We start from the raw sequence: 22,971 nt of genomic DNA on the forward strand, positions 1-22,971 counted from the left end.
GCATGAAAGCAGCAGTAGTTAATTCTGTGGGCGGTGGGTTCACCATCGAAGATATCGAGATTGCCGAACCCATCGGGCGTGAGGTACTTTTCGACGTCAAGGCTTCCGGCCTGTGCCGCTCGGATCTCACGCTCTCCACCACCAATTTCGGTTTCCCCTTCCCGCAGGTGCTCGGACACGAAGCCGCCGGTATTGTGACCGCCGTCGGCCCGGACGTGAAAGAAATTAAGGTCGGTGACCACGTGGTCGCTTCCCTCATCCAGTACTGCGGGCACTGCCGGGCCTGCCGGGAATCACGCATGTACGAATGTGAATTCCCGGAAGAAACACTGCGCGGCCCTGACGAAGCCCCGCGGCTGAGCCGGAACGGTGAACCGATTTTCCAGACATACGGTATCGCCGGTTTTGCTGAGCAGGCACTCGTGCACGAACACCAGGTAGCGAAGATCAACCCGGAGATGCCTTTCCCACAGGCCTGTGTGATCGGATGCGCCGTTATTACCGGTGCGGGCGCAGCTCTGAACACCGCGCAGGTACGCCCCGGTGACACCGTGGCCGTGGTCGGCTTAGGTGGCGTGGGCCTGAGCATCGTCAACGGCGCCCGCATTGCCGGGGCCGGGCGGATTATCGGGGTGGATACCAACCCGGAAAAGGAAGAATTCGGGAAGAAATTCGGGATGACCCACTTCGTCAACGCGGGTGATTCGAACGTTATCGAGCAAATTTTCGCGGCCACTGATGGGCGCGGGGTGGATAAGTCCTTCGAGGCACTCGGCATCGTACCCACGATGGAAACCGCCATTGCCGCGACGCGGCAGGGCGGGGACGTGTACGTGGCTGGGGTATTCAAGCCGGAGATGGAGTGGACGATCAATCCGCTCAACGAGTTCTTTGTGCACCGGCGCCATATCCACGCGGTGTACATGGGGAATACCGATATTAAGACCGATATTCCCCAGTACGTAGAGTTCTACCAACAGGGCCGTCTCCACCTTAATGACCTTGTTGCCACCGAGATTGCCCTGGACGATATCGATGCGACCTATAAGGCCATGGTGAATCATCACGCCGGGATTGGCCGCGTCGTTATCACGTCCTTCTAGCCGCGGCGTTGTTAAGTTCGAGCGCTGTCCCTGCGGCCGCAACGAACGAACCGGTGCACTAGCTAGAGTAAGGCCGCGAGTTCGGCCAGGAGGAACTCCCCCACATCCACGGTGAAAGCGCCGGCACTGCGGGCTGCGGCCAGCCCGGGCCCGGAATCCTCGAAAGCGAGGCAGTTCTCGATGGCAACGCCCAAGCGCTGCGCACCCAGGAGGTAGGGAGCGGGATTCGGTTTACCGGGGACATTATCGTCCCCGGTAACCGCCGCCTCCAGCCTACTGCCCGGGCCAGCAAGAAAGATTTCCACCGGGCGGCCCGGGGTGGCCGTCACAAGTGCTTGTGGGATGCCGGCCGCGGAAAACGCATCGAGAAGCTTCTCCGCGCCGTCAATGAGCTGGGCATCGGCCATGTGATCGGCCATGGCGCGCAGCACTTCCGCAAACATTTTCCAGGGGTCAACTTCTCCCCCGCCGCGGCGCACCGCGTCCATCATGCGCCGTCCGTGCGCGATGGTATCCGCCCCGCGAATGGCCACAATATCCTCATCCGTCCAGATTCCACCGTGGGAACGCACCACATTCCCCGATACCCGGGCCCATTCCTCTTCCGAATCCACCAGGGTGCCATCCATATCCCAGAGCACCGCGGCCGGGGCTCCAGGCATACCAATTTTTCTATACACATCCTCTAGTGCCATAGCGTCACTCTGCCAAGTTCTGCGTCGTCGTGCAAATACAAAGGGACCCTAGCGCAATGCTAGGGTCCCTTCCCGCCTCACGGCGGACGTTTTGCTCAGTTACCCGGCAACCGGGTAGCCTCGCGCCGATGCATCAAGTTACTTGATGATCTTGGTGACGCGCCCTGAACCAACGGTGTGGCCGCCCTCGCGAATAGCGAAGCCGAGGCCCTCTTCCATGGCGATGGGCTGAATGAGCTCAACCGACATCTCGGTGTTGTCGCCGGGCATAACCATCTCGGTGCCTTCGGGCAGCGTGATGACGCCGGTGACGTCCGTGGTGCGGAAGTAGAACTGCGGGCGGTAGTTGGAGAAGAACGGGTTGTGACGGCCGCCTTCTTCCTTCTTCAGCACGTAGACCTGAGCTTCAAACTGGGTGTGCGGGGTGATGGTGCCGGGCTTGGCCACAACCTGGCCACGCTCAACATCTTCACGCTTGGTGCCGCGGAGCAGCAGACCGCAGTTTTCGCCGGCTTCGGCGTAGTCCATCTGCTTGTGGAACATTTCGATACCGGTAACGGTGGTCTTCTGGGTATCGCGGATACCGAGAATTTCCACTTCCTCGTTGAGGTTGAGGATACCGCGCTCCACACGACCGGTGACCACGGTGCCGCGACCGGTAATGGTGAAGACGTCCTCAATCGGCATGAGGAACGGCTTATCGGTGTCACGCACCGGATCCGCGAAGTAGTTGTCCACCTGATCCATGAGCTCTTCGATGGAAGCAACCCACTTGGGATCGCCTTCCAGTGCCTTGAGAGCGGAGATCTTCACGACCGGGAGGTCATCGCCCGGGTAATCCTGGGAGGAAAGAAGTTCGCGGACTTCCATTTCCACCAGTTCGAGCAGCTCTTCGTCGTCAACCATATCGGACTTGTTGAGAGCAACGATGATCTGGGGCACGCCCACCTGACGGGCGAGCAGCACGTGCTCACAGGTCTGGGCCATCGGGCCGTCGGTCGCCGCGACCACGAGGATCGCGCCGTCCATCTGGGCCGCACCGGTAATCATGTTCTTGATGTAGTCCGCGTGGCCGGGGGCGTCAACGTGTGCGTAGTGACGCTTCTCGGTCTGGTATTCCACGTGGGACACGTTGATGGTAATACCGCGCTGGCGCTCTTCGGGAGCGTTGTCAACCTGATCGAACGGGGTGTACTCGTTCAGATCCGGGTACTTATCCGACAGAACCTTGGTGATCGCAGCGGTCGTGGTCGTCTTTCCGTGATCGACGTGACCGATGGTGCCAATGTTCATATGCGGCTTGGACTTATCGTACTTGGCCTTCGCCACTGGGCCCTCCTGGGACTCTAGAAATTACTTACAGCTATGTGGATGATGCTCGCGCATAATCCGGTCTGTTCCGAACAGTTACCTATTGTAAACGAAACCGGCGACTATTCACCACGAGATTCCGCGATGATCTGTTCCGCAACGGCCTTCGGGACCTCGGCGTAGGAATCCATCTGCATGGAATACACCGCGCGCCCCTGGGTCTTCGACCGCAGGTCGCCAACGTAGCCGAACATTTCGCTCAGCGGCACATTGGCGCGCACGATCTTGACGCCCGTCGCATCCTCCATGGACTTGATCATACCGCGCCGGGAGTTCAGGTCGCCGATAACGTCGCCCATGTACTCTTCCGGGGTGCGGACTTCCACGTCCATGATGGGTTCCAGAAGCACAGGATTGGCGCGCCGTGCGCCTTCCTTGAACACCTGGTTACCCGCGATCTTGAACGCCAGCTCCGAAGAGTCGACGTCGTGATAAGCGCCGTCTTCCAGGGTGGCCTTGACGCCCACCACCGGGAACCCGGCGAGGACACCATTCTGCATGGCTTCCTGGATACCCTGATCGACAGACGGGATGTATTCACGCGGAACGCGACCACCGGTCACGGCGTTGACAAATTCGTAGGTGTTCCCGTCTTCGTTCGAGTCAAGCGGCTCAAACGTGACGATGACACGCGCGAACTGGCCCGAGCCACCCGTCTGCTTCTTATGGGTGTATTCGACGCTATCGACCTTCTTGCGGATCGTCTCGCGGTAGGCAACCATCGGAGCACCGACGTTCGCATCAACCTTGAACTCACGCTTCATACGGTCGACGAGGATATCGAGGTGGAGTTCGCCCATACCGCCGATGACGGTCTGGCCGGTTTCCTCATCCTGACGAACCGTGAAGGTCGGATCCTCTTCCGCGAGCTTCTGAATAGCCACGGAAAGCTTTTCTTGGTCACCCTTCGACTTCGGCTCAATCGCCACGTGAATCACGGGCTCCGGGAAGGACATGGACTCAAGAATAATCGGGGCGTCCTGGGCGCAGAGGGTATCACCGGTGGTGGTGTCCTTCAGCCCGATGAACGCGTAAATATGCCCGGCATGCGCCTCTTCAACAGGATTTTCCTTATTGGAGTGCATCTGGAACATTTTGCCCACGCGCTCCTTGCGGCCCTTGACCGAGTTGAGCACCTGGGTACCGGCCGCCACCTTACCGGAGTACACGCGGATGTAGGTGAGCTTGCCGTAGAAGGGGTGCACCGCAATCTTGAAGGCCAGCGCGGAGAACGGCTCGTTCTCGCTCGGGTGGCGTTCTTCGGTTTCACCGTCTTCTTCGTGACCCGGCTTGAAGCCCTTGATAGCCGGAACGTCAATCGGGGCGGGCAGGAAGTGCACCACGCCGTCCAGGGCGGGCTGAATACCCTTGTTCTTGTAGGCCGAACCGGCATACACGGGGTAGATTTCCGAGGCGATCGTACGGATACGCAGACCCTTGATCATATCCTCGGTGCTCAGCTCGCCATCCTCGAGGTACTTCTCCATGAGTTCATCGGAGGCTTCGGCGGCATCTTCCATAGCGGCCATGCGCAGCTCTTCGGCCTTGGCCTGCAGTTCGGCGGGGATATCTTCTTCCACCACAACGGCGCCCCAGGTGTCATTACCCTGGGCATCCTTTTCGGGGAAGCGGATCGCCTTCATCTTGAGCACGTCCACCACGCCGGAGAAGTCATTCTCCGCGCCGATCGGGAAGGTGATAACAGTCGGGTGGGCGCTGAGGCGATCCCGAATGGTCTGGACGGAGAAGTCGAAGTTCGCCCCCAACTTATCCATCTTATTGATGAGACAAATACGCGGCACGTGGTACTTATCAGCCTGGCGCCACACCGTTTCCGACTGCGGCTCCACGCCTTCCTTACCGTCGAACACCGCGATGGCGCCGTCCAGCACGCGCAGGGAGCGCTCCACTTCCACGGTGAAATCAACGTGGCCGGGGGTGTCGATGATATTGAACTGCGTACCCTTCCAGAACGCGGTGACCGCAGCGGACGTAATCGTAATGCCGCGTTCCTTTTCCTGTTCCATCCAGTCGGTCGTCGAGGCGCCGTCATGGGTTTCACCCAGCTTGTGGTTAATGCCGGTGTAGAGCAGGATGCGTTCGGTGGTCGTTGTCTTGCCGGCATCGATGTGAGCCATGATGCCGATATTGCGAACCTTGGAAAGGTCCGTAAGCACTTCTTGTGCCACTTTTCGCTCTCTTCTATCTCGCGGGTCAGATAACCCTGGTGATTACCAGCGGTAGTGGGCGAAGGCCTTATTGGCTTCCGCCATGCGGTGGGTATCCTCGCGGCGCTTAACAGCACCACCAAGGCCGTTGGAGGCATCGAGGATTTCGTTGAGGAGACGTTCCGTCATGGTGTTTTCGCGACGCTGGCGCGCGAATTCCACCAGCCAGCGCAGGCCAAGGGCCGTGGAACGGCCAGCCTTGACTTCCACCGGCACCTGGTAGGTGGCGCCACCGACACGGCGGGAACGCACTTCCAGCTGCGGACGAATGTTATCCATAGCGCGCTTGAGAACCGCCAGGGCGTCCTGCCCGGACTTTTCCGCCACGCCTTCCATCGCACCGTAGACGATGGACTGCGCCAGGGACTTCTTGCCATCCACGAGGACGCGGTTGACCAGCTGGGTCACCAGCTGGGAGTTGTAAACCGGATCGCTGACCAGCGGACGCTTCTTAACCGGACCCTTACGAGGCATTACTTCTTCTCCTTCTTGGCGCCGTAACGGGAACGAGCCTGGTTGCGGCTCTTCACGCCCTGGGTGTCAAGGGCGCCGCGGACGATCTTGTACCGCACACCGGGGAGGTCCTTCACGCCACCGCCGCGAACGAGGACGATGGAGTGTTCCTGCAGGTTGTGACCTTCACCGGGGATGTACGCCGTCACTTCGATGCCGGAGGACAGGCGAACACGGGCAACCTTACGGAGCGCAGAGTTCGGTTTCTTGGGGGTGGTGGTGAACACGCGGGTGCACACCCCACGACGCTGGGGGCTCCCCTTAAGCGCCGGGCGCTTAGGAGCGCGCTTCTTCTTCGCGCGGCCCTCGCGGACCAGCTGCTGAATTGTAGGCACTACTTCTCCTGATAGACAGATGAATATTATAACGTTTGCCAAATCTGCCCGAACGCACACCGCTCATTACGGGACGGCCGGAGGCCGCCACAACAGACCCGCAAACAGGCAACCTAAACAAGAATAGCGGTTAACACGAGGAGCCGTCAAAGATTCGTGGGCTGAGGTGTTAGGAAACACACGGGCTGCGGGCCCGCCCCGGCGCTTCTTTTAACGCGCACTTCTTTTTACAACGACGCCGCAGCGGGGCGGCCACACCGTGGCCGCCCCGCTGGGAGCTCCCCCGCTACCGGGGAACTTGTTTAGGAGAACATTCCGTAGCCGGCTCCGAGATCAAACTCTTGGAAGTCGGTATACGGGAAGGTGTCATCGAACATATCGAAATCGGTGGCGGCAAAGCCGTTGTTCTTTTCGAACTCCACCCGAGCTTCGGCAGTCGGTTCGATCTTGGCCGAACGCATCGTCTCCAGGCCGGTGCCGGCCGGGATGAGCTTACCGAGGATAACGTTTTCCTTGAGGCCCTCGAGCGGATCGGACTTGGAATTGAGCGCGGCCTCGGTGAGGACGCGGGTGGTCTCCTGGAAGGAGGCCGCCGAGAGCCAGGAATCCGTGGCCAGGGAGGCCTTGGTAATACCCATGAGCTCGGGGCGCCCGGAGGCGGGCTTGCCACCTTCGGCCATTGCCGCGCGATTCTCATCTTCAAAGCGCGCCACGTCCACCAATTCGCCCGGCAGCAGCTTCGTGGTTCCCGCTTCCAGCACGGTGATACGGCGCAGCATCTGGCGCACGATCACTTCGATGTGCTTGTCGTGGATTTCCACGCCCTGGGAGCGGTACACGGCCTGCACTTCGGAAACGATATGTTCCTGCGCCACCCGGCGCCCGGAAATACGCAGCACCTTCTTGGGGTCCACGCTACCTTCCACGAGCTGCTGGCCGACGTTGACGTGGCCGCCTTCGGGAACGAAGAGCTTGGCTCGCTTGGAGACCTGGTAGACAAGGTCCTCTTCGCCGTCGTCGCGCTGAATAATGAGGCGACGCACGCGCTCCCCATCCTCGATCTGGAGGATTCCGGCCGCTTCCGCGATCGGGGCCTCGCCCTTCGGGGTACGAGCTTCGAAGAGTTCCTGCACACGGGGAAGACCCTGGGTGATGTCGTCCGCGGAGGCCGAGCCACCGGTGTGGAAGGTACGCATCGTCAGCTGGGTACCGGGTTCACCAATGGACTGGGCGGCCACGATACCCACCGCTTCGCCAATATCCACGAGCTTGCCCGTTGCCATGGACCGACCGTAGCACTTGGCGCAGGTGCCGGTACGCGACTGGCAGGTCAGCACCGAACGCACCGATACCTGAGTCACGCCGTTCTCGATGAGGTGCTCGATAATCGCATCACCCAGATCGGTTCCGGCAGCCGCCAGCACTTCGCCATCTTCGGATACAACATCCTTGGCCAGAGTACGGGCGTACACCGAAGTATCCAGCTGCGGATCGGGAATGAGAGTGCCGTCAGCGCCCTTCTCCGCGATGGTCTTGGTCAGGCCGCGGCTGGTCCCGCAATCGGATTCGCGCACGATGACGTCCTGCGCCACGTCCACGAGGCGGCGGGTGAGGTACCCGGAGTCAGCGGTACGCAGCGCGGTATCCGCCAGGCCCTTACGAGCACCGTGCGTCGCCACGAAGTATTCGAGAACCGAGAGGCCCTCGCGGTAATTCGAGGTAATCGGGCGGGGAATAATCGCGCCCTTCGGGTCGGCAACCAGCCCGCGCATACCCGCGATCTGACGAACCTGTTCCCAGTTACCGCGCGCCCCGGAGGACACCATGCGGTTCACGGTGTTATCCGCGGTGAAGTTTTCGCGCATTTCCACGGCGATCGCGTCCGTCACTTCCGACCAGAGGTCCACGAGGTCGCGGCGGCGATCCTCGTCCTCGATACGGCCGGTGAGGAACTGGTTTTCGATAACCGCGGCCTTCTTTTCGGCTTCCGCCAAAATTTCCGGCTTCGATTCGGGTACGACGACGTCCGATACCGCAATGGTGGCGCCGCTGCGCCCGGCCCAGTAGAAACCAGCCGATTTCAGGGCGTCCAGCGAGGCGGCTACGTAGACCTTCTCGTAGCGTTCGGCCAGGCGATTGACGATCCCACCAAGGACCTTCTTGTCTACCGTCTCATTGACGTAGGGGAAGTCCACCGGGAGCGAATCATTGAAGATCGCGCGGCCCAGGGTGGTTTCCAGCAGCAGCCGGTCCCCTTCTTCGAAGTTCTCCGGGGCCTTCCAGCCACGCGGGGGAACAACATCCGCTTCGAAACGAATCTTCACCTTCGCATTGAGGTCAAGACTGCCCATGTCGTAGGCCATCCGCGCTTCATCAATAGAGGTGAAGGAGCGGCCTTCCCCGGTGGCGCCGTCGACCTGAGATGTCAGGTAGAACAGCCCGATCACCATGTCCTGCGAAGGCATGGTCACGGGGCGCCCGTCGGAGGGCTTGAGGATGTTATTCGAAGAGAGCATAAGGATGCGCGCCTCGGCCTGGGCCTCCACGGAAAGCGGGAGATGCACGGCCATCTGGTCGCCGTCGAAGTCCGCGTTGAAGGCGGAGCACACCAGCGGGTGCAGGCGGATCGCCTTACCTTCAATCATGAGCGGCTCGAAAGCCTGAATACCCAGGCGGTGCAGGGTTGGGGCGCGGTTGAGGAGCACCGGGTGCTCGCGCATAACCTCTTCGAGAACATCCCACACTTCGGGACGCTGGCGGTCGATGAAACGCTTGGACGCCTTGATATTCTTGGCAATTTCCAGGTCCACGAGGCGCTTTTGCACGAAGGGCTTGAAGAGTTCCAGGGCCATAACACGCGGCAAGCCGCACTGGTGCAGCTTCATGGTCGGACCCACCACGATAACGGAACGGCCCGAGTAGTCCACGCGCTTACCCAGGAGGTTCTGGCGGAAGCGGCCCTGCTTGCCCTTGAGCATATCGGAAAGCGACTTGAGGGGGCGGTTGCCCGCACCCTGCACCGGGCGCCCGCGCCGACCGTTATCGAAGAGCGCGTCCACGGATTCCTGGAGCATGCGCTTTTCGTTATTGACCATGATTTCCGGGGCGCCCAGGTCCAGCATGCGCTTGAGGCGGTTATTCCGGTTGATCACGCGGCGGTAGAGGTCGTTGAGATCGGAGGTCGCGAAGCGGCCACCGTCCAGCTGCACCATCGGGCGCAGGTCCGGCGGGATCACCGGGAGAGCATCAAGCACCATCGATTCGGGCTTGGTATCCGAATGCAGGAAGGCGTTAACCACCTTGATGCGCTTGAGGGCACGGGCCTTGCGCTGGGCGGTACCCGATTCGATAACTTCAACGAGCCGGTCATGTTCGGCCTGCAGATCAAAGGAACGCAGGCGAGCCTGGATAGCTTCCGCACCGCGGGCGGCCTTGAAGTAGTCGCCGTAATGCGCGTCCATTTCGCGGTAGAGGTCTTCGTCGCCTTCCAGATCCCCCACCTTGAGCTTGGTGAAGCGATCCCACATGGTTTCCAGGCGCTCGAGTTCGCGATCTGTATTCTTGCGGATCTTAGCGAGGTCATTATCGGCCGCGCGCTTGATCTTCTGCTTCTGGGAATCCGTGGCGCCATCTTCTTCCGCCTGCGCAAGCTCCTTTTCGAGCTCCTGCTGGCGGGTTTCGAGGGTGACATCCCGGTTCTTTTCCAGGGCACGGCGCTCCAGTTCGTATTCGGACTGGAGGGTGGGCATATCCGCGCGGCGGGCCTCTTCATCGACTTCGGTCACCATATAGGCAGCGAAGTAGATGACCTTCTCGAGGTCCTTGGGGGCCACGTCCAGGAGGTAGCCCAAGCGCGAGGGCACGCCCTTGAAGTACCAAATATGGGTGACGGGAGCGGCGAGCTCAATATGGCCCATCCGCTCGCGCCGCACCTTCGAGCGGGTGACTTCCACGCCGCAGCGTTCGCAGACGATGCCCTTGAACCGCGGCCGCTTGTACTTACCGCAGGCACATTCCCAATCGCGGGTGGGCCCGAAGATCTGTTCGCCGAACAGACCGTCCTTTTCCGGCTTGAGGGTGCGGTAGTTGATAGTTTCCGGCTTCTTCACCTCACCGTGCGACCAGGCACGGATATCATCCGAGGTTGCCAGACCAATGTGGAGCTGGTCAAAACGATTAACGTCGAGCAAGATTCCTACTTCCGATGTTGTGCGCCACTAAGAAGATTTGAGAGTTTAGAAGTCGGCTCCGGTGGACAGATCCTCCAGACCGGTCTGCAGCACGGGCTCCTCCGGGCCGGCCGCAGCGCGCATGCGATCTTCTTCCGCATCCTGGAGGTCGATGACCTGCCCGGATGCATCGAGAGCTGCCACATTCAGGCACAGCGACCGCATTTCCTGCATCAGAACCTTGAAAGATTCCGGAATACCAGCTTCGGGAACGTTATCGCCCTTGACGATGGCTTCGTACACCTTGACGCGGCCCACGGTGTCGTCGGACTTGATCGTGAGCATTTCCTGCAGGGTGTGCGCGGCACCGTAAGCTTCCAGGGCCCACACTTCCATTTCACCGAAGCGCTGGCCACCGAATTGTGCCTTACCGCCCAGGGGCTGCTGGGTCACCATCGAGTACGGACCCGTGGAGCGGGCGTGGATCTTATCATCCACAAGGTGATGCAGCTTGAGCATGTACATGTAACCAACCGAGACCGGATCCGGGAAGGGATCGCCGGTGCGCCCGTCGAAGAGCCGGGCCTTGCCGAAGCGGTTGACCAGGGTGTGGCCTTCCGCATCCGGGAGGGTGGACTGGAGAAGTCCATCCAGCTCATCGGCCTGGAGACCGTCGAATACCGGGGTGGCAACCCGGGTGCCCGGGGCGGCCTTGACGGTATCTTCGGGAAGGCGCAGCGCCCATTCTTCGCCCGCTTCCCGGGCGGCGCTGGCATCCCACCCGCGGGAAGCCACCCAGCCCAGGTGCAATTCGTAAACCTGACCCAGATTCATGCGGCCAGGAACGCCCAGCGGGTTGAGGATGATATCAACCGGGGTGCCATCTTCCATGAAGGGCATATCTTCCACCGGAAGAATACGGGAGATAACACCCTTATTTCCGTGGCGGCCGGCCATCTTATCGCCCACCGTGATCTTGCGGCGCTGGGCGATGTAGACGCGAACGGTTTCGTTGACATCCGAGGGAAGTTCGTCGTTATTTTCCTTATCGAACTGGCGGATATCGATGACGATGCCGGATTCGCCGTGCGGAACGCGCAGCGAGGTATCGCGCACTTCCTTGGCCTTTTCCCCGAAGATAGCGCGCAGCAGGCGCTCTTCACTGGTAAGTTCCGTTTCGCCCTTGGGAGTAATCTTGCCCACGATAATATCGCCGGCGCGCACTTCCGCACCGATGCGAATAATTCCGTGGTCATCGAGGTGCGAGAGCATTTCCTCAGAGACATTGGGAATATCGCGGGTGATTTCCTCCGGGCCGAGCTTGGTATCACGCGCATCGACCTCGTGTTCCTCGATGTGGATCGAGGTGAGGAGGTCATCGCGCACGCAGCGCTCGGAGAGGATGATGGCATCCTCGTAGTTGTAGCCATTCCAAGACATAAAGGCCACGAGCAAGTTCTGCCCCAGCGCGAGTTCGCCACCTTCGGTAGCTGCGCCGTCGGCAATAAGAGTTCCCGCTTCCAGGCGATCCCCAGCGGATACCACCACGCGCTGGTTAATGCAGTTACCGGGGTTGGAACGCTCGAACTTGGACATCTTGTAGATGACGTGGCGCCCATCGTCCTGCTCCACGTGCACGGCATCGGCATCCACTTCGGTAACCACGCCGGGGGCCGCGGCCACCGTCACGTCACCGGAGTCAACCGCGCAGCGCATCTCCCAGCCGGTGCCCACGTACGGGGAAACCGGGCGGATCAGCGGCACAGCCTGGCGCTGCATATTCGCACCCATAAGGGCGCGGTTGGCGTCGTCGTGCTCGAGGAAGGGAATCATGCCGGTACCGATGGAGACCATCTGGCGCGCGGACACGTCCATGTAATCGATTTCGTCTACCGGAACGAGAGCCGGCTCGCCACCCGGAACGCGCACGAGCGCTTCTTCTTCCAGGAAGTGGCCATCCGCATCGATAGGTGCTTCGGCCTGGGCGATATTGTGGTTATCTTCATCGCCCGCCTGGAGGTAATCGATCTCATTCGTGACCCGACCATCGACCACGCGCCGGTAGGGCGTTTCGATGAAGCCGAAGGAATTGATCTGCGCGAAGGAGGCCAGCGAACCGATGAGGCCGATGTTCGGGCCTTCCGGAGTTTCGATGGGGCACATGCGCCCGTAATGCGAGGGGTGCACGTCGCGCACTTCCATGCCGGCACGATCACGGGACAGACCGCCCGGGCCCAGGGCCGAGAGGCGGCGCTTGTGGGTCAGGCCCGCCAACGGGTTGTTCTGATCCATAAACTGCGAGAGCTGGGACGTTCCGAAGAACTCCTTAATCGCAGCGACGATCGGCCGGATATTGATGAGCGAGGAGGGCGTAATCGCTTCCACTTCCTGAGTGGTCATGCGTTCGCGCACCATCCGGTCCAGGCGCGCCAAACCGGTGCGCACCTGGTTCTGGATAAGCTCACCGACCGCGCGCACGCGGCGGTTGGAGAAGTTGTCAATATCATCGGTGCTGACGCGCACCGGGGTGGCGCCTTCAGCGCAGAGGATGGTCGGGAATTCGCCGTCCTCCCCCATGCGGTCCATGCCCTGGTGGAGGGCGAGGAGGTAGCGCAGCGCCGCGGTGATATCCGTGAGCGTGAGCTGGCGGGCGGTGTTATCTTCCGGCAGGCCCAGCTTCTTGTTGATCTTGTAGCGCCCCACCTTCGCGGTGTCATAGCGCTTGGGGTTGAAGTAGAAGTTATTGAGCAGGGTACGGCCAGCTTCCGCCGTGGGCGGTTCACCCGGGCGCAGCTTGCGGTACAGATCCTGCAGTGCTTCTTCCTGGTTGTGGACGGTGTCCTTTTCCAGGGTGTCAATGAGAATGGGGAATTCGGAGAAGGTTTCGCGAATTTCCGATTCCGTCATGCCCAGGGCCTTGAGGAATACGGTCACGGACTGCTTACGCTTGCGGTCCACGCGCACGCCCACCGCATCGCGCTTATCGATTTCGAATTCCAGCCAGGCACCGCGCGAGGGGATGACCTTGGTGTTGTAAATATCCTTATCGGAGGTCTTATCCGCGGTGCGTTCGAAGTACACGCCCGGGGAACGTACCAGCTGGGAAACAACCACGCGCTCGGTACCGTTCACGATGAAGGTACCGCGGTCCGTCATGAGCGGGAAGTCGCCAATGAAGGTGGTCTGCGACTTGATTTCACCCGTTTCGTAGTTCTGGAATTCCGCGGTGACGTACAGGGGTGCCGAGTAGGTGAGGTCACGTTCGCGGCATTCGAGGATGGAGTACTTCGGTTCCTCGAGATGCGGGGCGGAGAGCACCAGGCCCATGGTTTGCGCGGCATTTTCGATCGGGGAAATTTCTTCGAAGATTTCTTCGAGCCCGGACTGAGCGCCGGGGTTTTCCGCGACCCATTTATCCGAGCCGATCAGCCAACCGAAACTATCGGTTTGGAGGCCGAGCAAATTCGGCACTTGCAGTGGTTCATGGATTTTCGCGAAAGATACGCGGTCAACAACCGGCTTGCCGTTATGTGCAGCGAGCGAGTATGTGCGCGAAGCAGCCAAAGTGGATCCTTCCCTGACGAATCTGGCAGAAGGACAATCCAGTCACCCTCACCGAAAACCGCGATATCACGCCAAAAAACGCTGCGGAGGTGATCAAGGGCATAGGAGTGTCAACGCAAGTTTCTACACTACACGTTTTAACGGCAAGAACCAAGACCCCCGGCCTATGCGAGGGGTCACACATGGGGATACCAGCGCTAGGCGGTGCCGGTATCTCGTCCGAACTTCATCGTCCGAAAGTACTTTCGCACAAGAACGGCGTACATGCAAGTGCGGGCGCGTCGAGGCAGCTCAACGCGCCTCTCTGGTAGCACGACGACGCCGCCGTCCCGCGTGGTCACCTCCCCTAGCGCAAGCGTTTTTCGAGGGTCACCTCAGCGCAGTAGCCTTCAAATCCGTGGGCGGTGTACAGTCGGCCAGCCCCGGTGGAACTATGGGTATCAACGTCCAGTCCAACGGTGGCATACCCGGCCCGGGCCGCGTTTGTAATAACGCGATCCACGAGCTGTCCGCCCACGCCGCGCCCGCGCACCGCCCGCAAGGAGCCGAGATATTCGATATAAAGCTCCGTGCCATAGTCATTCGCGAGGGCGTAGCCCACCACAGCGCCGGTTTCCTCGCTGTGCGCTACGACCGAGCAGTCCAGGCGCATGCGCCACCCGGTGAGGAAGGAGTGCCAGGACGCAGCATCGTAATCATAACGCCCGTAGTGATCACGGAACGCTTCGGCATGCGCGAGGCGCAGCGGTTCTTCGTCGGCGAGGGTGGGGGCGCGGAAAGTCACGCCGTCAATGTGGACGGCGGGGAGCTGCGCGGCCTCCCGGCGCATGACTTCGTATTTTCGGGTGAGGCGGTAGCCCAGCTCCCCCAGCGCCGCGTTGGTTTCCGATGCGTCATCATCGCGGGCGACCTGCACCGACAGCCCGGAGTAGCGAGTCTCGGAACGTTCGGCGAGCCCGATGGCGAGCTGCTCGCACCGGCTGAGGAGCTCGGGGAGGTACGTGAGGTCCGGGCAGGCATAGCCGATATAAATATCGAGGTCATCATCTTGGTCGACGTCGCCCATGATGGACACCGTGGCTCCGGCAAGGAGGTGATCCTCGCGGTACAGCGCGAGGGTTTCGGTGGCCGGATCGACCTCAGGATTGGCAAGGAAATCACGCAGGTCGCGCTCGGTGGCGGAGTGGAGCAGGGAGGGATCCGCGGCTCCCAGCGCGGCCCAGGCGGGAATATCACTCGGGGTGAGGGGGCGCCAGCTGAGGGTTTCACTTGAGCCCGGGTTCGGGTTTTGCTCCTGAGGCGATTCAGGGCTCTGGTTTAAGCACGATTCGGGGCTGTGATTCGTCGTCGTTTCCTGCGTCATCTTCACGTTCGTTTTCGTTATCATCGTTGAGTTTGTATTAGGGCGCGTTTCCGGCTCGTTTCCGGGGCGAGCTGGTATCCGTTCCCGGCCCTGTCTCGGGCTTCGCATCCGCTTGTGCTCCGATGCTCACCCGTGCCAGTGTAGCCGGCGACAACCTTCTTGCGTACTCTCAAAATGCGCATTTCGAACCATCGCCCCCGTCAAGTGCGCGTTAGAGACACGAAATCGGGCGCAAACGGTGCTCTTACGCGCACTTCGTTTCGGCCGTCATCGGGACTAACCCGTTGCCACCTATTGCCGTCCAGCAAAGTGGTACTGGAGAACATCAGGCCTTACAAAGTGGTACTCCACGACAGAAAATCGTGGTTTGGCTGTAGCTCCAGTACCACTTTGCAATCCAGCACGGCGACGGACGGCCAGCATCGCAGAGCCTCATAGCCTGGAAACCAAACAAGCGGATACGCCGGGGCGTATCCGCTTGTGGAGTGGAGCGCGGCCTAATGCCCGCGCGCCGATGGCTGATTGCTCAGCCGACTAGCCGAGTTTTCGGCGTGCCGTGTTACTTGAGGGTAACGGTGGCGCCGGCGCCCTCGAGGGCTTCCTTGGCCTTGTCGGCGGTGTCCTTGTCCACACCTTCGAGGACAGCCTTGGGGGCCGAGTCCACGAGGTCCTTGGCTTCCTTGAGGCCGAGGGAGGTGAGGGCGCGGACTTCCTTAATGACCGCAACCTTCTTGTCGCCAGCGGCTTCGAGGACAACGTCGAAGTCGGACTTCTCTTCGGCGGCAGCACCGGCGTCGCCACCGGCAGCGGCCGGAGCGGCAACGGCGGCGACGGGAGCCGCGGCTTCAACGTCGAATTCCTCTTCGAACGCCTTGACGAAATCGTTGAGCTCAACGAGGGTGAGCTCCTTGAAAGCTGCAATGAGCTCTTCGGTCGAGAGCTTAGCCATGATGGCCTTCCTTTCCGCTCTAGCGAGCAGATCTCTATCTGGCCGGCAGATTTATCTGCCTGGCAGATCTAACTGGGTACGCGGCTGAGGGCCGCTCCGCGACGCGTATGCCGAGCCGCGAAAACTCCGAAATATCCGTGATATCCGATATCCGTAATATCCCGAGGCGGAAGTGGCTACGCAGCCGCTTCCTGCTTGGCGCGCAAGGCGTCGATGGTGCGAACGGCCTTGGTGGCCGGCGCGTTGAGTACGTACGCTGCCTGGTACATGAGCGCCTTGAGAACACCGGCGGACTTGGCCAGCAGGACTTCGCGGGATTCGAGTTCCGCGAGCTGCTTGACGTCGTCTGCGGACAGCTGAGCGCCGTCCATCACGCCGCCCTTGAGGATAAGGGCTTCGTTCTCCTTGGCGAAGGTCTTGAGGGCCTTCGCGGCTTCCGGAGCTTCACCGGTCACGAAAGCAACGGCGGTCGGACCCTGGAAGGTCCCCTCCGCTACCTCGATTCCGGCCTGCTTCGCGGCGATATCAAGAAGAGTGTTCTTGGCGACCTTGTAGACAGCTCCACCCTGGAACGACCGGCGCAGATCTTTCATCTGGCCGACCGTCAGGCCACGGTACTCAGTAAACAGCACAGCGGTGGAGTTCTCGAAGAGCTCCTTGAGTTCCGCAATCGCTGCAGACTTATCGGTCCGTGCCATGGGGCCTCCTTCCGGTCTTACCCGCAGGCTCGGCAACGAAAAAGCCCCGCGCGGTAAGGCACGGGGCTTGGATGACCTGCCGTGAGCACGGCAACATTCAGCTCTGTTCTTACCTGCGCTGGCCTCGCGGTGCGAGTTTGATCCCGTTGGAACCTGCGGTCTTTGGCATCGGCTAGTCTATCGTTTTCACGCCACTACGCCAAGACCGGATCGCGTGGCTTGCCTCACGGGTTCGAATGGCCGGGGATGCATGGCGCGCCGGCCACCGCGTAGTAGGTACGACGGCGCAGCTAGGCCCATACCGGCGCAGCTAGGCCCATACCGGCCCAGCTAGCAAGCACAGGTATCCCAGCACACCCGCACCCATGAGCACACCGCGCCAGATAGGCCGGTCTGCCAGGTGAGCGATGGCGGCCAGCGCCCCAGCCACATTGGCGATCCCGTAGCGGCGCGGAATGGAACGGAAATACAAGCCACCGTTGATAATTTCCCGTGCCTGGACTACCACTCCGACGATGAGGGGCCCGGTAGCGCCCGAAAGCCCGAGCACCCGCCCGCGTACCGAACGCAAGCCCAGCACCAGGGCAACCAGCGGCCCAGCCAGCAAAATGGCGTAGGCCACCGTGCCCCAGATCTGGGTGGGAGCTGAGATGAGCTCCGGGGAGAAATGGTACTTGGCCCCGGGATTGGTCAGGCCGTAAGGGTTGAGCAGGCTGAGAAGGAGGCGCCCGGTACTGGCTTCACTGACCGGGGAGGTAGAAATCGCGTTGATAGCCGGCACATACCCTTCCGGAGTGCGGGCGCCCTGAAGAGCATCCCAGCCCAGGTAGCAGGCTGCCACCGTAAGAACCTGGGTGCCGAGTAGCACCGCGAGGGGGCGCCGTTCCGCCCGCCCGAAGCCGACTAAGCCCGGCCAGCAGATGGCCAGGGTAACGGGCACCAGAACCGCCAAAATTCCGGTAACGGAGATAACGCGGGAAAGGCAAATCGCTGCGGTGATGAGCGCGGGCAGCACCCAGCCGGTCTTCTTCCCCACCACGATGCGCGCGCTCAGCCATACCGCGGCTGCGCCGGCCAGCGGGCCCACCGCATCGTTATGCACCATGGTGGCGCTGGCCGCCACCGAGGGCACCGCTAGGAAGAAGAGCGCCGCCGCGAAAGATACCGCCGGGCTGAGACGCCAGGCACGCAGCGCGGCGTAGAAAAGCCCCACACCGGCGGCTACCAGCACCGCCGAACCCAGGCGGGCGCCTGTGAGGAAGCTCAATCCCGCCAGACCGGCCAGGCGCGCGATGGCGCCGTCGACCAAAAAATACAGGGGCGGGTGGAAAGCATTGTAGTTTTCCGCGCGATAGGGCCAATCTGCCGGGGCCACCTGATCCCAGGATTCGCAAGGTGGCGGCGTAATGGCGGTGCCGGCCGGAGCGTGGCAGGCCCAGGCCTGACGGGCCTGCGGTGCCATGACCTCCCCGGGAGCGGGAATAGTGCCACTCGATGCCTTAAGAGAGTAGTCCAGGTAGGTCCACTCCCCCACCGGGTTAATGGAGGGATTGTGCGCGAAGGCCCAGGCTGCCCACCCCAGGCAGAGCAGCATGAGGAGGCAGGCGAGCAAAGCGTCACGTACACGCGGATGGGAAGTCACGGTTCTAGCCTAAAGCACGGTTACGACAACAAAAAACGCGAAAGGCGGAAACCCCTGAGGATCCCCGCCTTTCGCGATACGACGTTACCGCCGAGCCCGCAGTTCTGTTTTAGGCTTCGGCGCGAGTCTTGGTGGCATCAATCGGAATGCCCGGGCCCATCGTGGTGGACACGGTGGCCTTGAGGACGTAGCGGCCCTTCGAGGAGGAGGGCTTGAGACGCATGATTTCTTCGTACGCGGCAGCGTAATTTTCCAAGAGCTGCTGCTCAGTGAAGGACGTGTTGCCGATAATGAAGGGTAGGTTGGAGTTCTTGTCCACGCGGAATTCGATACGTCCGCCCTTAATATCGTTGACGGCCTTCGCCACGTCCATGGTGACGGTGCCCGTCTTGGGATTCGGCATGAGACCGCGGGGGCCGAGCACGCGACCGAGGCGGCCGACCTTGCCCATCATATCCGGGGTGGCCACTGCCGAATCGAAATCAGTCCAGCCGCCGGCAACGCGTTCAATGAGTTCGTCGCTGCCAACTTCGTCCGCGCCGGCTTCGATAGCCTGCTGGGCCCGCTCACCCTGGGCGAAAACGATCACCCGGGCGGTCTTACCGGTGCCATTGGGCAGGCTCACGGTACCGCGAACCATCTGATCCGCCTTACGCGGATCCACGCCGAGACGGAACACAACTTCCACGGTTGCGTCAAACTTCGTCACCGACGTTTCTTTCGCGAGGCGCATTGCCTCCGCGGGGGTGTAGAGCACGCCGTCCGCAATTTTTTCTGCTGCGGCGCGGTATGCCTTCGAGCGCTTTGCCATTTCTGCTTCTCCTTTAGTGCAGGTGTGGTCAACGAGCCTGCGTGGCCCTTCCACGGTTCCGCGTGGGAACCTGCCGACGCCAAGAGCGCGGTTGCTCGATGCTCTCAGCTCCGGTTATGTTGTGGTCTCGGTTTGCGGTGGAACGACGGCGCCGTCCCGCCAACAACTCCGCTATCTATTTAGATGGCGTCCGAGGTGATGCCCATGGAGCGGGCGGTGCCGGCAATGATGCGCGCGGCGTTGTCAATGTCATTGGCATTGAGGTCCGGCTCCTTGATCTTCGCAATTTCGCGAAGCTGGTCGGCCGTGAGGTGCCCAACCTTCTGGGTGTGCGGAGTGGGCGAACCCTTCTGCACCCCGGCAGCCTTCTTGATGAGCTGCGCCGCCGGCGGGGTCTTGAGAACGAAATCAAATGTGCGGTCTTCGTAAACGGTGATTTCCACCGGCACGATGTTTCCGCGCTGGGATTCGGTCGCGGCGTTGTACGCCTTCGTGAACTCAACAATGTTCACGCCGTGCTGACCGAGAGCCGGACCAACCGGCGGGGCCGGGGTGGCCTGGCCGGCAGGAATCTGTAGCTTAATGAAGCCTGCAACCTTCTTCTTCGGTGCCATATCTGGTCCTTTTCTCATTGAACAGCCGTCGCAATGGCTAGCGACGGCACGCCTATCTATATTACGGGAAACTGAGCGATGCACAAAACCCCGCCCGTGTGAGACACACCGCGGAGCTTGTGCTAAATGACGCGAGATACGAGCCTGCGTTGCCGAAGCGCTAGCGTACTGACGCGCTCACGTATATGAGTACTTACGTATACGGACGTACGACGACGCCGCAGCGGCCACGTGGAACTTAGTCTTCCTTGCGCACCTGGGCGAAGGAGAGCTCCACCGGAGTTTCCTGACCGACGAGCGTCATCATAACGGTGAGACGCTGATTTTCCGCGTCGATTTCCGAGACGGTGGCCGGCATCCCAGCCCACGGTTCGGCGGTGAGGGTAACCGGATCGCCCACTTCGAAGGGAGCGATGGTTTCCGGCGTGGCACCCGTGGGCAGGCCGGCGGCGCGCGCTTCGTCCGCCGCGGCGGCTTCCACCACCGGGGTCAGCATGGTCACAACCTCATCGAAGGTGAGGGCCACCGGGGTGCGCCCATTGCCCACGAAACCGGTAACGCCATTGGTGGACTGCACCACGCGCCAGGAATCATCGGTGAGGTTCATGCGAATAAGCACGTAACCGGGCATGCGTACCCGCGATACCAGCTTGCGCTGCCCGCGGCGTACTTCGAAGACTTCTTCCATGGGGACTTCAATCTGGAAGATGTAGTCCTCCATGTTCATGGAGACAAGGCGGACTTCCAAGTCCTGCTTGACGCGCTTTTCGTAACCGGAATAGGTGTGAAGAACGTACCAGCGGCCTTCTAGACCCTTGAGCTTGGCCCGCACCTCTTCTTCGGTGACGATGCCGTCTTTCTTCTTGCCCTTCTTGGAGGAAGCCGGAGCGGGTTCCTCAGCGGGAGCAGCATCCGCAGTTTGTTCCGCGGCTACGCTTTCCTGGGTGGTGGTATCGGTGAGGGAATCCGCGCTGGGAGCAGCCTCCTCAGCGGGCGCGCTTGCACCCGGTTCCATAAAAAGATCGCCGTGTTCGGTAACGTTCTCAGACACGCTGTTCCCTCACTGTTCTTGGGGCCGGCCCTGGTTCTGGACCTACCCGAAGATCCAGACGGTGGCGCGACCGAAAATAAGATCGAAAATTCCGATAAAGACCATCACGGCGAGAATGAAGAGCACCACCGTGGTGAACAGCTGCCCCAGTTCCTCCCGGGAGGGGCGCTGGACGCGCTTCAATTCACCGAAGATTTCGTGGAAGAACTGCGCGAGCCGGGCAAAAAAGCCCTTCTTCTCCGCAGCGCCCTTGGAGGACTTGGATGCTGCAACTTCCTTCACAGTGCGTCCTTTTCCTCGTCGTAACAATGCCCCGTCAGTATTGGCGGGGCAGGAGCAGGGTAGGAGGGACTCGAACCCCCAACCGCCGGTTTTGGAGACCGATGCGCTACCAATTGCGCCACTACCCTAGGTTGGCAACTCCACCATTATGCCTGAAACCGTGGTGCTCCGCGAGCTCCGGCCGCCAGGTGGACGTTGGAGTATCACGACCACAAGGCCGTCATACCCGGAATAGCATAGTCGATAACACCCCAGCCGTCCACTTTCGCCCCTTACCTTGGAGAAAGGTCACAACCGTACCCGGGACAGTGTTTAATGGGAGAGTGAGTACTACACCAAGCCCCCATACTCCGCGCCGCGTTTCCGCGCGCCTGCAAGCCCTTGCACCCTCCGCCACCCTCGCGGTGGACGCCCGCCAGCGGGAGCTGCGGGCCGCCGGTCACCCCATTATTTCTTTCGGGGCCGGGGAACCGGATTTCCCCACCCCGGATCACATCGTGGCCGCCGCGGCCGCCGCCACCGGCGATATCCGCAATCACAAATACTCCGATCCCAATGGCCTGCCGGAGCTGCGCGAGGCGATTTGCGCCAAAGTCGCTTTCGATGCCGGGGTACGAATGTCCCCGAGCTGCGTCGTCGTTACTAATGGCGCGAAACAGGCGAACTTTGAAGCTTGGGCGGCACTTATCGACCCCGGCGATAACGTGCTCCTCCCCTCCCCCTACTGGGTCACCTACCCGGAAGTTATTAAACTTTTCGGTGGTACCGTCACCGAGGTATACGCACCCCCGACCCAGGGCTTCAAGGTGAACGTGGAGCAGCTCGAAGCCGCCCGCACCGATAAGACGAAGGCATTGCTGCTGTGCTCGCCCACTAACCCCACCGGAGCGGTCTACACCGCCGCGGAGGTGCGTGCCATCGGTGCCTGGGCCCTCGAGCACGGTATTTGGCTGGTGGTTGACGAAATTTACGAGCACCTTACCTACGACGGCGTGCGCACCGCCTACCCGCTGGCCGAAGTGCCCGAGCTGGCCGCGCAGACCCTGGTGATCGGCGGGGTTTCGAAGTCGTTCGCCATGACGGGATGGCGGGTTGGTTGGCTCTACGGCCCCGCGGACGTCATGGCCGCGGTCAAGCGGGTACATTCGCATCTGACCGGGAACGTCAATAACGTGGCGCAGCGGGCCACCATCGCCGCGCTCACCGGCCCACGCGACCGCATCGAGGAGATGCGTGAGGGCTTCGCGCGCCGCCGCGGCCGCATCGTAAGCGAACTGGCCGGTATCGACGGGGTGAAGGTTGCGCCCCCGGATGGCGCTTTCTATGTTTTTGCCGACGTCGCAGGCCTGCTGGGCGGGACGGGTCCCCGCCGCGCCACGAGCTCCCTGGAATTGGCCGATCAGCTCCTGGGCGATATTAATGTGGCCGCGGTGCCCGGGGAAGCTTTCGGGGTGGGCGGCTTCCTCCGCTTCTCCTATGCGCTCTCCGATGCCGAACTGGCCGAAGGGATGGCGCGCCTGCACGATTACTTCGCTTAGCAACCGGATAACTGCTTAGCCAGCTGGCTGGGCTCCGCATGGCCA

17 protein-coding genes and 1 tRNA gene are annotated in these 22,971 nt (G+C 61.3%); 2 read left to right on the forward strand and 16 right to left on the reverse strand.

Annotated features, from left to right (window positions below; all coding sequences use genetic code 11):
- Window positions 1-2: 2 nt before the first annotated feature.
- Complete coding sequence (locus HMPREF9237_RS07305) at window positions 3-1,103, forward strand: zinc-binding dehydrogenase (RefSeq protein WP_016443106.1); 1,101 nt, start codon at window positions 3-5, stop codon at window positions 1,101-1,103.
- Between the two features lie 62 nt (window positions 1,104-1,165).
- Here the strand turns inward: HMPREF9237_RS07305 and HMPREF9237_RS07310 are convergent, their stop codons facing one another.
- From HMPREF9237_RS07310 to HMPREF9237_RS07385, 16 genes are all read right to left on the reverse strand, one after another.
- Window positions 1,166-1,798, reverse strand: coding sequence for an HAD family hydrolase (locus HMPREF9237_RS07310; RefSeq protein ID WP_016443107.1), 633 nt, complete (start codon window positions 1,796-1,798; stop codon window positions 1,166-1,168).
- A 138-nt stretch (window positions 1,799-1,936) separates the two neighbouring features.
- Window positions 1,937-3,127, reverse strand: coding sequence for an elongation factor Tu (gene tuf, locus HMPREF9237_RS07315; RefSeq protein ID WP_016443108.1), 1,191 nt, complete (start codon window positions 3,125-3,127; stop codon window positions 1,937-1,939).
- A 104-nt stretch (window positions 3,128-3,231) separates the two neighbouring features.
- Complete coding sequence (fusA, locus tag HMPREF9237_RS07320; RefSeq protein WP_016443109.1) at window positions 3,232-5,358, reverse strand: elongation factor G; 2,127 nt, start codon at window positions 5,356-5,358, stop codon at window positions 3,232-3,234.
- A gap of 42 nt (window positions 5,359-5,400) precedes the next feature.
- A complete protein-coding gene (gene rpsG / locus HMPREF9237_RS07325) occupies window positions 5,401-5,871 on the reverse strand; it encodes a 30S ribosomal protein S7 (protein WP_016443110.1) in 471 nt (156 codons plus the stop codon).
- The gene (gene rpsL / locus HMPREF9237_RS07330; RefSeq protein WP_016443111.1) at window positions 5,871-6,245 is read right to left on the reverse strand and encodes a 30S ribosomal protein S12; all 375 of its coding nucleotides are present in this window, start codon (window positions 6,243-6,245) and stop codon (window positions 5,871-5,873) included. Before rpsL ends, rpsG begins: the two co-directional genes overlap by 1 nt.
- Before the next feature lie 302 nt (window positions 6,246-6,547).
- Window positions 6,548-10,435 carry a DNA-directed RNA polymerase subunit beta' gene (locus HMPREF9237_RS07335; protein ID WP_016443112.1) on the reverse strand — a complete coding sequence of 1,296 codons (3,888 nt, stop codon included), beginning with the start codon at window positions 10,433-10,435 and terminating at the stop codon, window positions 6,548-6,550.
- A 45-nt stretch (window positions 10,436-10,480) separates the two neighbouring features.
- The gene (gene rpoB, locus HMPREF9237_RS07340) at window positions 10,481-13,978 is read right to left on the reverse strand and encodes a DNA-directed RNA polymerase subunit beta (RefSeq protein WP_016443113.1); all 3,498 of its coding nucleotides are present in this window, start codon (window positions 13,976-13,978) and stop codon (window positions 10,481-10,483) included.
- A 346-nt stretch (window positions 13,979-14,324) separates the two neighbouring features.
- Window positions 14,325-15,365, reverse strand: a complete 1,041-nt coding sequence (locus tag HMPREF9237_RS09020; protein ID WP_196800265.1) for a GNAT family N-acetyltransferase — start codon at window positions 15,363-15,365, stop codon at window positions 14,325-14,327.
- A gap of 535 nt (window positions 15,366-15,900) precedes the next feature.
- Window positions 15,901-16,290: a 50S ribosomal protein L7/L12 gene (gene rplL, locus HMPREF9237_RS07350; protein WP_016443115.1), complete on the reverse strand. Its 390-nt coding sequence runs from the start codon at window positions 16,288-16,290 to the stop codon at window positions 15,901-15,903.
- A gap of 176 nt (window positions 16,291-16,466) precedes the next feature.
- Window positions 16,467-16,988 carry a 50S ribosomal protein L10 gene (rplJ, locus tag HMPREF9237_RS07355; protein WP_016443116.1) on the reverse strand — a complete coding sequence of 174 codons (522 nt, stop codon included), beginning with the start codon at window positions 16,986-16,988 and terminating at the stop codon, window positions 16,467-16,469.
- Between the two features lie 310 nt (window positions 16,989-17,298).
- On the reverse strand, window positions 17,299-18,630 hold the full coding sequence (locus HMPREF9237_RS07360; protein WP_016443117.1) for a glycosyltransferase family 39 protein: 1,332 nt from the start codon (window positions 18,628-18,630) through the stop codon (window positions 17,299-17,301).
- 109 nt (window positions 18,631-18,739) lie between these two features.
- Entirely contained in the window at window positions 18,740-19,441 is a 702-nt protein-coding gene (gene rplA / locus HMPREF9237_RS07365; protein WP_016443118.1) for a 50S ribosomal protein L1, read from the reverse strand.
- A gap of 179 nt (window positions 19,442-19,620) precedes the next feature.
- Window positions 19,621-20,055: a 50S ribosomal protein L11 gene (gene rplK, locus HMPREF9237_RS07370; RefSeq protein ID WP_016443119.1), complete on the reverse strand. Its 435-nt coding sequence runs from the start codon at window positions 20,053-20,055 to the stop codon at window positions 19,621-19,623.
- 238 nt (window positions 20,056-20,293) lie between these two features.
- Entirely contained in the window at window positions 20,294-21,106 is an 813-nt protein-coding gene (nusG, locus tag HMPREF9237_RS07375; protein ID WP_016443120.1) for a transcription termination/antitermination protein NusG, read from the reverse strand.
- A gap of 42 nt (window positions 21,107-21,148) precedes the next feature.
- Window positions 21,149-21,388 carry a preprotein translocase subunit SecE gene (secE, locus tag HMPREF9237_RS07380; protein ID WP_016443121.1) on the reverse strand — a complete coding sequence of 80 codons (240 nt, stop codon included), beginning with the start codon at window positions 21,386-21,388 and terminating at the stop codon, window positions 21,149-21,151.
- 55 nt (window positions 21,389-21,443) lie between these two features.
- Window positions 21,444-21,516: transfer RNA gene (locus HMPREF9237_RS07385), tRNA-Trp, on the reverse strand.
- A 195-nt stretch (window positions 21,517-21,711) separates the two neighbouring features.
- Here HMPREF9237_RS07385 and HMPREF9237_RS07390 point away from each other — a divergent pair.
- Entirely contained in the window at window positions 21,712-22,926 is a 1,215-nt protein-coding gene (locus tag HMPREF9237_RS07390) for a pyridoxal phosphate-dependent aminotransferase (RefSeq protein ID WP_039898908.1), read from the forward strand.
- Window positions 22,927-22,971 lie beyond the last annotated feature (45 nt).

Source organism: Actinotignum schaalii FB123-CNA-2 (genome assembly GCF_000411135.1).
GTDB lineage: Bacteria > Actinomycetota > Actinomycetes > Actinomycetales > Actinomycetaceae > Actinotignum > Actinotignum schaalii_A.